The organism is Microbacterium aureliae (assembly GCF_054780155.1).
The window spans coordinates 549,248-563,222 of record NZ_BAAGWW010000002.1; the positions used below are offsets into that span (position 1 = coordinate 549,248).

At 72.2% G+C, this 13,975-nt stretch carries 17 protein-coding genes; 11 read left to right on the plus strand and 6 right to left on the minus strand.

Annotation, left to right across the window (positions count from 1 at the left end):
* The first annotated feature begins 7 nt into the window (after positions 1 to 7).
* A complete protein-coding gene (locus ACYVF4_RS08715) occupies positions 8 to 784 on the plus strand; it encodes an enoyl-CoA hydratase-related protein (RefSeq protein WP_460721763.1) in 777 nt (258 codons plus the stop codon).
* A gap of 5 nt (positions 785 to 789) precedes the next feature.
* On the opposite strand, the gene ACYVF4_RS08720 is transcribed toward ACYVF4_RS08715, so the two are convergent.
* Positions 790 to 1,326 carry a MarR family winged helix-turn-helix transcriptional regulator gene (locus ACYVF4_RS08720; protein ID WP_460721765.1) on the minus strand — a complete coding sequence of 179 codons (537 nt, stop codon included), beginning with the start codon at positions 1,324 to 1,326 and terminating at the stop codon, positions 790 to 792.
* Between the two features lie 76 nt (positions 1,327 to 1,402).
* On the opposite strand from ACYVF4_RS08720, the gene ACYVF4_RS08725 reads away from it, so the two are divergent.
* The 7 genes from ACYVF4_RS08725 (at position 1,403) to ACYVF4_RS08755 (ending at position 8,081) form a co-directional block, all read left to right on the plus strand.
* The gene (locus ACYVF4_RS08725; protein WP_460721767.1) at positions 1,403 to 2,179 is read left to right on the plus strand and encodes an electron transfer flavoprotein subunit beta/FixA family protein; all 777 of its coding nucleotides are present in this window, start codon (positions 1,403 to 1,405) and stop codon (positions 2,177 to 2,179) included.
* 10 nt (positions 2,180 to 2,189) lie between these two features.
* Positions 2,190 to 3,155: an electron transfer flavoprotein subunit alpha/FixB family protein gene (locus ACYVF4_RS08730; RefSeq protein WP_460721769.1), complete on the plus strand. Its 966-nt coding sequence runs from the start codon at positions 2,190 to 2,192 to the stop codon at positions 3,153 to 3,155.
* A gap of 488 nt (positions 3,156 to 3,643) precedes the next feature.
* A complete protein-coding gene (locus tag ACYVF4_RS08735; RefSeq protein WP_460721771.1) occupies positions 3,644 to 4,681 on the plus strand; it encodes a cytochrome b/b6 domain-containing protein in 1,038 nt (345 codons plus the stop codon).
* Positions 4,682 to 4,704: 23 nt separating this feature from the next.
* Positions 4,705 to 5,091 carry an aspartate 1-decarboxylase gene (gene panD / locus ACYVF4_RS08740; protein WP_460721773.1) on the plus strand — a complete coding sequence of 129 codons (387 nt, stop codon included), beginning with the start codon at positions 4,705 to 4,707 and terminating at the stop codon, positions 5,089 to 5,091.
* 88 nt (positions 5,092 to 5,179) lie between these two features.
* A complete protein-coding gene (locus ACYVF4_RS08745) occupies positions 5,180 to 6,577 on the plus strand; it encodes a sensor histidine kinase (protein ID WP_460721775.1) in 1,398 nt (465 codons plus the stop codon).
* On the plus strand, positions 6,565 to 7,239 hold the full coding sequence (locus tag ACYVF4_RS08750; RefSeq protein WP_460721777.1) for a LuxR C-terminal-related transcriptional regulator: 675 nt from the start codon (positions 6,565 to 6,567) through the stop codon (positions 7,237 to 7,239). The genes ACYVF4_RS08745 and ACYVF4_RS08750 overlap by 13 nt, the downstream gene beginning before the upstream one ends.
* A complete protein-coding gene (locus tag ACYVF4_RS08755) occupies positions 7,236 to 8,081 on the plus strand; it encodes a DUF4097 family beta strand repeat-containing protein (RefSeq protein WP_460721779.1) in 846 nt (281 codons plus the stop codon). The genes ACYVF4_RS08750 and ACYVF4_RS08755 overlap by 4 nt, the downstream gene beginning before the upstream one ends.
* 5 nt (positions 8,082 to 8,086) lie before the next feature.
* On the opposite strand, the gene cofE is transcribed toward ACYVF4_RS08755, so the two are convergent.
* On the minus strand, positions 8,087 to 8,887 hold the full coding sequence (gene cofE, locus ACYVF4_RS08760; RefSeq protein ID WP_460721781.1) for a coenzyme F420-0:L-glutamate ligase: 801 nt from the start codon (positions 8,885 to 8,887) through the stop codon (positions 8,087 to 8,089).
* Between the two features lie 11 nt (positions 8,888 to 8,898).
* Positions 8,899 to 9,405, minus strand: a complete 507-nt coding sequence (locus ACYVF4_RS08765; protein ID WP_460721783.1) for a GNAT family N-acetyltransferase — start codon at positions 9,403 to 9,405, stop codon at positions 8,899 to 8,901.
* Between the two features lie 142 nt (positions 9,406 to 9,547).
* Here ACYVF4_RS08765 and ACYVF4_RS08770 point away from each other — a divergent pair, with 142 nt between their 5' ends.
* Positions 9,548 to 10,108 carry an acyl-CoA thioesterase gene (locus ACYVF4_RS08770; RefSeq protein ID WP_460721785.1) on the plus strand — a complete coding sequence of 187 codons (561 nt, stop codon included), beginning with the start codon at positions 9,548 to 9,550 and terminating at the stop codon, positions 10,106 to 10,108.
* A gap of 7 nt (positions 10,109 to 10,115) precedes the next feature.
* On the opposite strand, the gene ACYVF4_RS08775 is transcribed toward ACYVF4_RS08770, so the two are convergent.
* On the minus strand, positions 10,116 to 10,433 hold the full coding sequence (locus ACYVF4_RS08775) for a DUF7882 family protein (protein WP_460721787.1): 318 nt from the start codon (positions 10,431 to 10,433) through the stop codon (positions 10,116 to 10,118).
* A gap of 119 nt (positions 10,434 to 10,552) precedes the next feature.
* On the opposite strand from ACYVF4_RS08775, the gene ACYVF4_RS08780 reads away from it, so the two are divergent.
* Entirely contained in the window at positions 10,553 to 11,329 is a 777-nt protein-coding gene (locus ACYVF4_RS08780; protein WP_460721789.1) for an EAL domain-containing protein, read from the plus strand.
* Between the two features lie 49 nt (positions 11,330 to 11,378).
* On the opposite strand, the gene ACYVF4_RS08785 is transcribed toward ACYVF4_RS08780, so the two are convergent.
* Positions 11,379 to 11,645, minus strand: a complete 267-nt coding sequence (locus tag ACYVF4_RS08785; RefSeq protein WP_460721791.1) for a hypothetical protein — start codon at positions 11,643 to 11,645, stop codon at positions 11,379 to 11,381.
* A gap of 52 nt (positions 11,646 to 11,697) precedes the next feature.
* On the opposite strand from ACYVF4_RS08785, the gene ACYVF4_RS08790 reads away from it, so the two are divergent.
* Positions 11,698 to 12,027, plus strand: coding sequence for a DUF7882 family protein (locus tag ACYVF4_RS08790; protein WP_460721793.1), 330 nt, complete (start codon positions 11,698 to 11,700; stop codon positions 12,025 to 12,027).
* Here ACYVF4_RS08790 and ACYVF4_RS08795 read toward each other — a convergent pair.
* Positions 12,019 to 13,971 carry a diguanylate cyclase domain-containing protein gene (locus tag ACYVF4_RS08795; protein ID WP_460721795.1) on the minus strand — a complete coding sequence of 651 codons (1,953 nt, stop codon included), beginning with the start codon at positions 13,969 to 13,971 and terminating at the stop codon, positions 12,019 to 12,021. The genes ACYVF4_RS08790 and ACYVF4_RS08795 overlap by 9 nt on opposite strands.
* Positions 13,972 to 13,975: the final 4 nt, after the last annotated feature.

Here is a 13,975-nt window from a genome sequence, read left to right on the forward strand (position 1 = left end):
GGAGAACATGACCGAGTACGCCACCATCCTCGTCGAGACCCGCGGCCGGGTCGGCTGGATCACCCTGAACCGCCCCGAGGCACTCAACGCCCTGAACACCCGGCTCGCGCACGAGGTGGTGGCCGCGGCATCCGCGTTCGACGCCGACGAGGCGATCGGGGCGATCGTGGTCACGGGGTCCGAGAAAGCCTTCGCCGCCGGCGCCGACATCAAAGAGATGGAGTCGAAGTCGGGTCTGGACATGCTGATGGGCGACCACTTCGGCGCGTGGGGCCGGTTCGCCGAGCTGCGCACCCCGGTGATCGCCGCGGTGTCCGGCTACGCCCTCGGCGGCGGGTGCGAGCTGGCGATGATGTGCGACATCATCCTCGCCGCCGACACCGCGAAGTTCGGCCAGCCCGAGATCACCCTGGGCGTCATTCCCGGGATGGGCGGATCCCAGCGACTGCTGCGCGCCGTCGGCTACTACAAGGCCGCCGAGCTCATCCTGACCGGCCGCCTCATGGGCGCCGACGAGGCCGAGCGCGCCGGCCTCGTCTCGCGCGTCGTGCCCGCCGCGGACCTGCTCGCCGAGGCGGCGAAGACCGCCGAGGCGATCGCGGCGAAGTCCCTGCCCGCGCTCTACGCGGCCAAGGCGGCGCTCGACGCCGCGATGGAGACGCCGCTGGCCGAGGGGCTGCGCCTCGAGAAGCACGTGTTCGCGTCGCTGTTCGACACGGCCGATCAGAAAGAGGGCATGGCGGCGTTCCGCGAGAAGCGCCCGCCCGCCTTCGAGAACCGGTGAGCCGGTCAGAGCGGGTCGGGAGCCGGCCGCGGATCGGTGAAGTCGCCCGCGCCCTTGCGCAGCCGCGCGATGATGCGCACGAGGTCCGACGTGTCCTCGGGCGACAGCCCCGGGCTCTCGAACACGTTCGTGTTGAGCGCGGCGGTCGCCCGCTCGACCAGATCACGACCGGATGCCGTCAGCACCAGCATCGCGGCCCGGCCGTCCTCGGGGTGGGGCTCGCGCGCGACCAGGCCGGCCTTCACCAGGCGGTCGACGGTGTTGGTGACGCTGGTCGGATGCACCTGCAGGCGGGCGATGGCGCTGGCCATCGGCATCCGTCCGGCGCGCGTGAAGGCGAGCAGCCGCAACATCTCGTAACGCGCGAAGGACAGCCCGAAGGGCTTGAGCGTCGCGTCGATGCGCGCCAGCAGCAGCTGGTGCGCGCGCATGACCGAGGTCACCAGAGTCATGCCGCCGGCGGCATCGTCCCATCCGTGGGCCGACCACTGGCGCTTGGCCTCGGCGATCGGATCCACCGGCAGAGGCGTGTTCCTGGGCACGTGGCGCCTCCCCTCTCGCGAAACCACGCTAGCGCGTGCCCCTAGACTCGATGCGTTTGAAGGAGCGGATGCGGACATGAAGATCGTCGTCCTGGTCAAGGAGGTCCCGGACACCTGGGGCGAGCGGAAGCTGAACCTCGAGACGGGCCTCGCCGAGCGCGACGCCGGTGAGCGGGTGATCGACGAGATCGGCGAGCGGTCGCTCGAGGTCGCGCTGTCGTACGCGGACGCGCACGAGGGCACCGAGGTCGTCGTGCTGTCGATGGGTCCCGAGGCGGCGACCGCCAGCATCCGCAAGTCGCTCGCGATGGGGGCCGCCTCGGCCGTGCACGTCGTGGACGACGGCCTGCGCGGCGCGGACCTGGGGCTCACCGCCGAGGTGCTCGCCGCCGCCCTCACCCGCGTGGGCTTCGACCTCGCGATCGCCGGGAACCTCTCCACCGACGGCTCCGGCGGGGTCATCCCCGCCATGGTGGCCGAGCTGCTGGACGTGCCCGCGGCGACGATGCTCACGTCGGTCGAGATCGGCGAGGGCGCGGTGTCGGGCGTGCGGGCCACCGACGGCGGCACGGTCGCCGTCGAGGCGACGCTGCCCGCGGTGATCTCGATCACCGAGGCGCTGCCCGACGCGCGCTTCCCCAATTTCAAGGGCATCATGGCCGCGAAGAAGAAGCCGTACGAGACCCTGACGCTCGCCGACCTGGGCGTCGACGCGGACGATCCGGCCGCCGCCCGTTCGATCATGCTCGCGGTGGCCGAGAAGCCGCCGCGTGAGGCGGGGGTCAAGATCGTCGACTCGGGCGATGCCGGCGAGCAGCTCGCCGACTTCCTGATCCAGAACCGGCTGGTGTGAGGTGGCTGACATGACGTTCGCGGACGACGCGATCCTGGTCCTGCTCGACGTGACCCCCGCCGGCGGCCTCGCCGCTTCGGCGGCCGGTCTGCTGGGCGCCGCCGCCTCGGTCGGCACTCCCGTCGCCCTCATCGTCGGCGACGAGAAGCTGGCGACGGATGCCGCGGCCCTCGGCGCCGGCACCGTGCTGGTCGCCGCCCCCGGCGACGGCGTGGGGGTGCCGTCGGCCGACGCCCTCGCCGCGGCCGCCGCGCGGGTGCAGCCCGATGCCGTCCTCGCCTCGCACTCGATCGAAGGCCGTGAGGCTGCGGCGCGCTACGCCGCGCGCTCGCGCTCGGGCCTGTGCGTCGACGCCGTCGGGGTGTTCCGCGACGACGAGGGAGTCGGTGCCCGTCATTCGGTCTACGGCGGCGCGTACAACGTGGACGCCGCCGTGACGTTCGGGGCCCCCGTGATCACCGTGCGCCAGGGATCGATCGACGCGCGCGCCGAGGCGGTCGCCTCGCCGGTCGTGCAGGCGCTGGAGGTCACGGCATCCGGTCGCAAGGCGGCCACCGCCGGCGCCGTGGACGCCGCTGTCGTGTCGTCGAGTCGTCCCGAGCTGCGCGGCGCCGCCCGCGTGGTCGCCGGCGGTCGCGGCCTTGGCTCGGCCGAGAAGTTCGCGCTCGTCGACCAGCTCGCCGATGCGCTCGGCGCCGCGGTCGGTGCTTCCCGCGCGGCCGTCGACGCCGGCTACGTGCCGCAGAGCTACCAGGTCGGGCAGACGGGCGTCTCGGTGTCGCCGCAGCTGTACGTCGCGCTGGGGATCTCGGGTGCGATCCAGCACAAGGCGGGCATGCAGACGGCGAAGACGATCGTCGCGATCAACAAGGACGGCGACGCACCGATCTTCGAGATCGCCGACTTCGGCGTCGTCGGGGACCTGTTCCAGGTGGTGCCGCAGCTGATCGCCGCGCTCGAGGCGAAGAAGAAGTAGGCCCCGGCACGATGGCGACCTTCTCGAGCACGGTCCGGCGGGGTCTGCCGCGCGTGCCCGGCGGCGACCCCTGGCCCCCCGCCCCGCACCCGGTCGCTGAGCGAGGAGCGCAGCGACGAGACGAAGCGCCCGCCCCTACCCCCGCCGCGCCCGCCCACCCGGTCGCCACCCCCGCCCCGGCCGCTGAGCGCCCTTCGTCAGGCTCAGGGACCGCGCGGCGACGAGACGAAGCGCCCGCCCCTACCCCCGCCGCGCCCGCCCACCCGGTCGCCACCCCCGCCCCGGCCGCTGAGCGCCCTTCGTCAGGCTCAGGGACCGCGCGGCGACGAGACGAAGCGCCCGCACCCACCCGCACCCCCGGCATCCGTCGGGGTCTGCCGCGCGTCCCGGGCGGCGAGCCGTGGCCTCCCGCGGACTTCACCCCCGTCCCGGCCGGTCGGCCCGAAGCGGCGGCCGCGGCGAGCGTCGTCCCCGTCGAGGCGACCACCGTGCCGGCGGCATCCCGCCCACAGCGCGACGTGTCGGTGCCGCTGCCGTTCACCCGGACGGTGTGGCCGGGCGAGGCGGCGTTCACGCGTCCCGCGCCGCGGCCGGAGCCGGCGCGCATCGGACCGTTCACGAAGCTGCAGTGGCTGGGTGCCGCGGTCGTCGGCGGCGGCGGACTGCTGGTCGCCGCGGCGATGGCGGTGCTCGCGATGCGGTGGCTGCTGAGCGTCCCGCCGCTGGCGGACTTCGTCCAGACCTACCCGGGGGAGTACCACCTGCCCGAGGCTGCGCCGGTGGGCATTCCGGCGTGGCTCGGGTGGCAGCACTTCTTCAACGTGTTCCTGATGGTGCTGATCATCCGCTCGGGATGGCGCATCCGCACCGAGAAGCGGCCGAGCGCCTTCTGGTCGCCGCGCCGCAACGGCCGCCGCAAGATGAGCCTCACGATGTGGTTCCACCAGGCGCTGGACGTGCTGTGGGTGGTGAACGGCCTGGCCTTCATCGTGCTGCTCGTCGTCACGGGCCACTGGATGCGGATCGTGCCGACGTCGTGGGAGGTCTTCCCCCACGCCCTCAGCGCGGCGATGCAGTACGTGTCGCTGGACTGGCCGACCGAGAACGGCTGGGTGAACTACAACTCGCTGCAGCAGCTGGCCTACTTCACCACCGTGTTCGTCGCCGCTCCGCTGGCCATCCTCACCGGCATCCGGATGAGCATGTGGTGGCCCAAGAACGCGCCCACGCTGAGCCGGCTGTACCCGGTCGAGTGGGCGCGCAAGGTGCACTTCCCCGTGATGCTGTACTTCGTGCTGTTCATCATCGTCCACGTGACGCTGGTGTTCGCCACCGGGGCGCTGCGCAACCTCAACCACATGTACGCCGCCCGGGGGTCCACGGATCCGGACGCGTACGCCGGCGACTGGACCGGCTTCTGGATCTTCGCCGCCTCGATGCTGGTCGTCGTCGCCGGCTGGGTCGCCTACCGTCCTCTCGTCATCGCTCCGATCGCGCGCCTCTTCGGCAGCGTCGCGAGCCGCTGAGCACGTCCACCCCGGAGACCCCGATGCGCCGCGTCATGCTGAAGTCCAAGATCCATCGCGCGACGGTCACGGCGAGCGATCTGCACTACGTCGGGTCCGTCACTGTGGACCCCGACCTGCTCGAGGCGGCCGACATCCTGCCCCACGAGCAGGTCCACGTCGTCGACGTCGACAACGGTGCGCGGTTCGTGACGTACACGATCGAGGGCCGGCGGGGCAGCGGCGAGCTGCAGATCAACGGCGCGGCCGCGCGCCTGGTCCATGTCGGCGACACCGTCATCGTGATCTCGTACGCGGAGTACGACCGGGCCGACCTCGCGGACTACAGCCCGCGGGTCGTGCACGTCTCGGGCCCTCGCAACGACATCGTGGCCGTCGACGGTGCGACGGCGGTGCTCGCCGGCGCGTGAAGGTTCCGTGAGGACCGGGGGATAACCCGAACAGAAGTGTCCGGATGGCTCGGGGGCGCCGGCGCGCGCCCCGCCGTACCGTGAGGGTATGACCACCCCGACGCCCGATTCCTCGCCTCCGTCCGCCGCCGGTCCGGCTCCCTCCGCGGCCGCAGTAGCCCCCGCAGCCCCGGCCGTCCCCGCGCCGCCTGCCGCACCCGCCCCCGCGACACCGCCGCCGGCGGCATCCGCCGTCCCCGCGCCGGTCGCGACGAACCGGCCGCTCGTCGTCGGCGGCGCGATCCTGCAGCTGGCCGCCCTCGGCGTCGTCGGCCCGGGGATCTTCGCCGTCCTCGGCGTGCTGCTCAGCGCCGGACTGGGGCTGCTGCCGGTGTTCGGCATCGGCCTGATCCTGCTGGTGGGGCTGGTGTATGCGCTGTTCGGCCTCAGCTGGCTGGAGTCGGCGCGCGTCGACGGGCTGTACCGCTTCGGGCTGCCCCCGCGTCGTCCCCGCACGAGCGGCCGGCCGGGATTCGGCGGGTTCCTGCGGACCCTGTGGGTGCAGTTCATCGACCCGTCGATGTGGCGCGGGGTGGCGAGCTCGGCCATCAGCACCGTCCTCGGCTGGCTCGTCCTCCTCGCCGTCGGCGTGCTGGTCTCGGGCATCGCGGTCGCGTTCTCGCCGCTCTACGCCGGCGCCGACGACAGCATCCGCCTGGACGGCACGTGGTTCGACATCCCCGCCGGCCTCGCCATCCCGCTCGGGCTGCTGGCCGGGCTGCTGGCCGCGGCGGCCGTCATCGGGCTCGCCCTGCTGCACGGTGTGCTCGTGCGCGCCGTGCTCGTCCCCTCGCGCGAGGCGCAGCTGGCCGAGCAGGCGCGCACGTCCCACCAGCAGCGCGCCGGCGCCGTCCGCGCCGCGGACCTCGAGCGCACCCGCATCGAGCGCGACCTGCACGACGGCGTCCAGCCGCGCCTTGTCTCGGTGGGCATGACCCTCGGCCTCGCGCAGCAGAAGATCGACACCGACCCCGCCGCCGCGAAGGAGCTCATCACCGAGGCCCACACCTCGACCAAGGCCGCCATCACCGAGCTCCGCCAGCTCGCCCGCGGCATCCACACCTCGGTGCTGGATGATCGAGGGCTGGATGCCGCCCTCTCGGCGCTGGCGTCCCGCTCCCACATCCCGGTCGCGCTGGACGTGCGCCTGACCACCCGCTGCAGCCCCGAGGCCGAGGCGGCGGTGTACTTCGTCATCGCCGAGTCCCTCACCAACGCCGCGAAGCACTCGCGTGCCGTGGAGTGCCGCGTGCTCGTCCGCGAGCGCGAGGGCGGCCTGCTGTGGGCGCGCGTCGAGGACAACGGCATCGGCGGCGCGACGATCGTGCCCGGCGGCGGCCTGGACGGGCTGTCCAACCGCGTGCTGGGCGCCGGCGGCACCTTCCGCCTCGACAGCCCTGCGGGCGGTCCGACCACGGTGGAGGTGAGCGTCCCGTGCGCGTTCTGATCTGCGAGGACTCCGTGCTGCTCCGCGAGGGCCTCGTGCGCCTGCTCGAGGACGCCGGCCACACCGTCGTCAGCGCACTCCCGGACGCGACGGGTCTCGACGAGGCCGTCGACGCGACCTCGCCCGAGCTCTGCATCCTGGACGTCCGCCTCCCTCCGACCCGCACCGACGAGGGGATCCGCGCCGCCGTGCGGCTGCGCGCCTCGCGTCCCGAGCTGCCGCTGCTCGTGCTGTCGCAGTACGTCGAGGAGCGGTACGCAGGTGAGCTCATCGCCGGCGGCGGGGGCGGCCTCGGCTACCTGCTGAAGGACCGCGTCGCCGACGTCGCCGACTTCGTCGCGACGGTCGCCGACATCGCCGGCGGCGCCACCGTCTTCGATCCCGAGGTCGTGGCGCAGCTGCTCGGCCGTCGCACGAGAGACGAGCGGATGCAGCGGCTGACCGACCGGGAGGCCACCGTCCTCGCGCTCATCGCCGAGGGCAAGTCCAATCAGGCCATCGCCCGTGCCCTGCACGTCAGCGAGGGCAGCGTCGAGAAGCACATCACCGCCGTGTTCCAGAAGCTCGACCTCGAGCCGGACGAATCCGGCAACCGCCGCGTCCTCGCGGCCCTCGCCCACATCTCGCACGGCGGGACCACCCCGACAGGAGACCCCTCATGAGCACCGTCCTCACACCCCCGCCCGCTCCCGCCGCCCCCGGTCCGGAGCCGGCCCCGTCGGGCGGCCCGTCGATGGCGTCGCGGGTCGTGGCGATCCTCGCGATGGTGCTCGGCGCCGTCGTGATCATCGGCACGGTCGGCACCTCGATCTACTCCGCCGTCGGCGCCGCCTCGGTCGGCACGGACGTGCGCACCCTGAGCGTCACCGGCGTGGACGAGCTGGACGTCGACCTGGATGCCGGCTCCATCCGCGTCGAGTTCGCCGACATCGACGAGGCGGAGCTGACGGTGACGTCGTCCTTCGCCGCCGGCCGCTGGACGTTCGAGAAGGACGGCGGCACGCTCGCCGTGTCGTCGCCGCGCTGGATGTGGGGGATGGGCTGGATGCAGCGCGACGAGGCGATCCTGCGTCTGCCGTCGTCGCTGGCCGGCATGGATGCCGAGCTCGACCTCGCCGCCGGCGACGCGATCGTCGACGGGTCGTTCACGGACCTCGCCGTGCGCCTGGGCGCGGGGCAGGTGCGGGTCACCGGCGACGCCGAGCAGTTCGCGATGGACGTGTCGGCCGGCTCCGGACGCTTCGACCTCGCCGACGTCGAGCAGGCGACGCTCACCGTCAGCGCCGGGTCGGTCGAGGGCGCGTTCACCGGGTCGCAGCCCGATGCCGTCGGCATCGACGTGAGCGCCGGGGGCCTGCGCCTGACCGTCCCCGACGGCGAGTACGACATCACCTCGGACGTGTCGGCCGGCTCCTTCGAGGACCGCATCCGCTCGACGGCGGGCGCCGCCAGCACGATCGAAGTGGATGTGTCCGCCGGCCAGGTGGTGCTGCGGGCCGACTGAGCCTGTCAGTCGCGTCGGCGCGGGGCGGTGGTCGGGTCTTCGGGCCGGGCTGCCGCCCCGTCCGCGTAGCCGTCGGCGTAGGCCTCGTCGGTCCCCTGCCGAAACATGTCGCGCTCCAGCGGCCGGACGATCGAGCGCGCGCCCGGCAGGTCGAGGGCGCCCACGAGGTCCCCGCGCCCGCGCACCACGGCGACGGGCAGGCGCGCGGCCTTGCCCTTGACGAGGTCGGCCGCCCCCGCGATCTCGTCCGCCACGCAGGGCATGGTCACCATGAGAGGGCGGCCCTCGGCATCCGTCTGCCCGCGAAGATCTTCGAAGACATGGATGCCGGCGGCACCGATCGCGTGATCGGTCTGACCTTCGCGCCACGCGCGGCCGAGAGTGTCGGTGACGACGACGCCCACCGTGCGGCCCGAGCGGGCACGCAGGCCGGCGGCGAGGGCGCGGGCGGACGCGTCGGGGTCCTCGGGCAGCAGCAGCACGGTGCCCTCGGGGGTGTTCGAGGCGTCGACGCCGGCCGCGGCCGAGACGACCCCCAGCCGGTTCTGCACGATCCGCGTGGTGTGGCCCGAGGGACCCGTGCGCGCCGCGACGAGACGCACGGTCTCGGCGGTGATGGCGTGCTCTCGGTCGGTCGCGGCGAGCGACCGGCCTTCGGCCTTCGAGACGATCTTCGAGGTCACGACGAGGATGTCGCCGTCCTCGAGGGGGAGGCCCGCGCGGTCGACGGCGTCGCCGACCACCGCCGTCAGATCGTCACCGGCCCGGATCTCGCCGATCCCCGGCAGGGCCCAGACCTGCAGCACGCTCGGCGGGCTCAGCGGACGAACCGCACCTCGGTCAGCGTCTCGCCGAGGAAGGGCTCGGTGTGCGAGGCGCCGTCGAGCGCGAAGCCGTTGCGCGTGTAGAACCGGTGCGCGCGCGGGTTGTCATCCGCGACCCACAGGTACAGCGGCTCGTCGGGCCCGACGACCGCGTCGAACAGCCGCTGGCCGATGCCGGTGCCGTGGTGCGCGTCCAGCAGGTAGATGAAGTAGAGCTCGCGGTTGCGGGGCGCGTCCTTGTCGCGCGCGGGTCCGGAACCGGCGAAGCCGACGATGTCGCCGTCGACCAGCGCGGCGAACATCTTGAAGTCCGGGCCCTGCACCGCCCAGTGGGTCCACAGCTCGGCCAGCCGCTTGGGCGAGATCTTCTCGAGGGCTGCCTTGCTGATCAGGTGGTCGTAGGTCTCGTGCCACGCGGTGGCGTGCACGCGGCCGAGGGCCTCGGCATCCACGTCGCGCACCGGACGGACGACGATGTCGGTCTGGGTCTCGGCTTCCATGGGCCAGACTCTACGCGCGCCCCGCCGCCACGAGAAATCGAGCGGCCGAGGGATGTACGGCCGGTGAGGGGGCCTCGGACCCGTTGGAGGTTGTCCACAATCGAATGGGGTGATCGATCGCCGATGACTACGATCACGGCTCGTGAACGTGTTCTGGCGAACGATGCTGGTGATCCTGCGCGCGCGACGTGCGCTGCGGCGCGACGGGGCCGCCGCCCCCGCCGTCGTGGGCCGGGTGCGCCTGACGACGCTGCCCACCGACATCGACATGCTGCGCCACATGAACAACGGCCGGTATCTGTCGCTGTTCGACCTCGGCCGCTGGGATCTGCTTACGCGAACCGGCTTCCTCGCCACCATGCGCGATCACGGCTGGTACGCCGTCGTCTCGAGCGAGACGGTCACCTTCCGCAAGTCGCTGGAGCTGTGGCAGCGCTTCGAGGTGGAGTCCCGGTTCCTCGGCCACGACGACAAGGCGCTGTACGTCGAGCACCGTGCGGTCGTGGACGGCGAGGTCTACGCCCGAGCGATCGTGCGGGCGCGCATGCTCAAGCGCAGCGGCGGCACGCTCCCGCACGATGAGCTGTTCGCGGCGCTGGGCCGACCGGACGACCTGCCGGACGTCGAGCCGTGGGTCCACGACTGGGCGGTCGCCTCGGCGCTGCCGTCGACGCGGGATGCCGCGCCGAGCGTCTGGGCCTGAACGCCGGTCAGCGCGGTGGTGTGACCGGCTCCTCGGGCTCGGGCACGAGGGTGAGGCCGTTGGGGGAGTTGGCCGCCTTGGTCAGCGCCTCGAGCCACGCCGGGTTCAGCCGCGGCTGGCGGCCGCCGAAGTACTCGAAGACGACCGAGATGTTCGGGCTCAGCCAGACGGACGTCCGACCGAGGCCGCTGCGCATAGGATCCGTCCACGTGAACGAGAACTGCTCGCCGCGTCGCAGCTTGGACCAGATGACGACCTGCAGGTGTGCGAGGATCCGGTCGTCGAACGAGACGGTGACCTTCGAGTCGTAAGTGAGCGTGCCCATCGTCCCCAGACTAGTCGCCGCGCGCCGAACCGGAAGCGACGCGGCGGGCGCAGTATACACATTTCTGTATGATCTGTCGGGTGTTGCGGCTCGATGATAAGGCGCCGACCCTGGAGGGCATGACTGGCCTCCCCACGCTCGCCGACGACCTGCGCAAAGCGGTGTCGTCCGGTCTGCTGACCGTCGCCTATCAGCCCCTGTTCGATCTCGCGGGCGATGCGCGGCCTGTCCTCCCCGTCGCCGTCGAGGCACTGTGCCGCTGGGAGCACGAGGAACACGGCCCCATCGGACCGGACCTGTTCATCCCCCTCGCCGAGAGCGAGAACATCGTCGGCGACATCGACGACATCGTGCTCGCCACCGCCGCCCGGCAGGTGGCGGCGTGGCAGCGCGAGGGGCACGATATCTCGCTGTCGGTGAATGTCTCTCCCACCCACGTGTCGCCGACCTTCGCCAGCGTCATCGCCGAGCGCGTCAGCGAAACGGGACTGCGTCCCGGCAGTCTCGTCGTCGAGGTGACCGAGACGCCGTCCCCGCAGCTGCTGCCGACGGTGGTCGAGGTGCTGCCCCAGCTCCGCCAGGCGGGCGTGGGCGTCTCGCTGGACGACTTCGGCGGCGGCGACACCACGATGGCGATGCTGGACAAGCTGCCGATCGACGAGATCAAGATCGACCGCTCGCTCACGCAGGGCCGGGCCGCGGCGTCCGACGAGGCCATGGCGGGCGTCGTGACGTTCGCCCGCCGCTACGGCTGGCGGGTCGTGGCCGAGGGGATCGAGACCCAGCAGGACCTCGACCGCGCACGGGAGTTCGGCTGCGACCGCGGCCAGGGATTCCTGCTCGGCGCGCCGATGTCGGCGGCCCGTATCGAAGAGCTGCTGAGCGCCGCGCGCTGAGGCACGGCGCTCAGCGCCGCTGAGAATGCCGGTGGTCCCGGCATCCGGATCAGATGTCGGGGTAGTCGTCGACGGTGGGCATGCCGTCGTCATGAACCGGCGCGGTCGGGTCGTTGCCGACCTCGAACGACGACCACGTCACCGGCATGCCGGGCGAGAAGAGGATGTCGATGCCCGGCCCGCCGCGCAGCGGCGGGATCGTGACGTAGCCGCCGCCCGCCTTGATCGCCTCGAGGATCTCGTTCTTGAGCTTCGAGACGGGGTCGGGCAGGAAGTAGTCGCGACCGTCGACGGTCAGCCGGTTCACCATTGCCATTGGTACAGCCTAGACCCGGCTTCGTCGAGCGGATCGGCATAGGATGCAACCGATGGGTACTCTTCACTACGGCTCACCGTCGGTCGACCTGCCGATCGACGATCGGACGCTCGCGCACCTCGAGCTCGTCATCATCGCCAAGCTCCGCCGGCAGGAGAGCCTGTCGCTCGCGATCACCGACGACGAGACCGGTCGCCGGCAGGCGTTCTGGCTGTCCCCGTCGACCACCGTGCGCTTCGCCTACGACGCGCCGATGCCCGAGATCAACCGCCTGTGGCTGCAGGAGCTCGTCGACGCGGCGAACTCCCCGGGCGGCCTGCGGATCCTGCCCGAGCCCGACCCGGCCCACCGACCCGCCGCGTCCTCTGCCGCGTCAGCCTGATACGCGTCCGCGACCGCTGCGCTTGGCGCGGTACATCGCCGCGTCCGCCGCGTCGATGAGGCGGGATGCCGTCGTGCGCTCGGTCTCGGTGACGACGCCGGCCGAAGCGCTGACCTCCACCGTGCGGTGGTCGACGGCGATCGGCTGCGCGAGAGCGCCGAGGGCGCGCTCGGCGATCGTCGTCGCCTCGGCGTAGCTGATGTCGAGGCACACGATCACGAACTCGTCGCCCCCCAGCCGCACGACGATGTCGCTCGCGCGGGCGCTGCCGGCGAGGCGCTGGGCGACGGTGGTGAGCACGGCGTCCCCGAGCTCGTGGCCGTGGGTGTCGTTGACCTGCTTGAAGTTGTCCAGGTCGAGGAAGATGGCCGACACGCGCTGCGGCGCCTTGGCGAGGACCTGGTCCAGCCGCTCGTCCAGGTAGCGGCGGTTGTGCAGACCCGTGAGGGCGTCGTGCAGCGCCAGGTCGGCCAGCTCCGCCTGCGCGCGCGCGACGAGGGCCGCCCGGATGTCCGAGCCGAGATCGAACGCGTCCTGCGCGTACGGGCCCCACGGCATGCTCCGGCCCGTGACGCTCTCGCGCCAGGCCGAGAACGAGCGGCGCGGCGAGAGCGGGGTGTCGCGGTTGTCGCCCGTCTGGTCGCCCAGCCACTCCACCTCGTGAGCCACTTCGCCGCGTACGAAGACCAGGCGGTCGCCGGTGTCCGACAGTGGCACGACGATGAGGCCGGCGACGCCGGCGATCTCGACGGCGAGCTCGGGACGCTCGATGGGCAGTGCGTCGGAGGCATAGCTGCCGGGACCGAGATCATCGACGACCGCGCCGAGGCGCTCGGGCGGCGGCACCACTCCCAGGGTGCTCACCGCGCCGTCGACGCGCAGGTAGACGCCGTCCGCGGGGATCGCGTCGAGCACGGTGCGGCGGCCGCCGATGAGGACGTCGGCGATCTCGGCGCGTCCGTACAGCGGCGCGACGACGGCCGCGCGGCGCTCGCGCGCCTCGAGCTGGCGGCGCAGGTCGTGGATCTGGTTGGCCGACACCAGCTGCATCGCGACCTGCGCGGCGAGTACTTCGAGCGCACGGCGCAGCAGCACAGGGAGGCGCCGCAGCGTGCGATGCGCGCACGTGAACATGCCGACGAGCTGATCCCCGGCGACGATCGCGAACGACACTGTGGAGGCCTGCCCCATGTTGCGCATGAACTGCAGATGGTGGGGCGAGACCGCGCGCAGCTCGGTGCCGCCGAGGTCGAGAGGGGCGTCTTCGGGCAGCAGCGTCCGGATCGGCAGACCGGCGTCCTCGGTGTCGAAGATCACGCGGGAGCGCTTCTCGAGGTAGAGCGCCCGCGCCTGCGGCGGAATGTCGGAGGACGGGAAGTGCAGCCCGAAGTAGGGCTCCATGTCCTCTTCGCGCTCGTCGGCGACGATCTGTCCGTGACCGTCGTCGTGGAAGTGGTAGCACATGACGCGGTCGAAGCCGGTGATCTGCTTGATCTCCCAGGCCGCGCGACGCCGCAGCTGATCGGGGTCGGTGATCGCCGCCAGGCGCTGGATCGCGGACACCACGCCGGTGCGCACGTAGTCGAGGTCGGGGAGGACAGGCTCGAGCTCGATGATCATCGGGGTCGTCTCGCGGTGCACGATGACGTCGTATTCGCCGCCTTCGAACTCGGCGCGGACGGGATCCACGGCGATGCCGTGCGTGAGCGCCCACGTCATCATGTCGCTGCCGGCCTCGCGCAGATCGCGGCCGAGCCATTCCTCGGCGTCCTCGCTGGCGGCCACGACCAGCCCGCTGACCGGGTCCACGGCGAACAGCGTGCCGTGCGACTGGATCCGGCCCACCGTCCGAAGGGGTTCGGCCGCGCATTCCTGCAGTCGGCGCAATTCCGCGGCATCGCGGATTCGGCCTTCTTCGTAGGAGACGGTGGGAAGATCGGGCACGGCA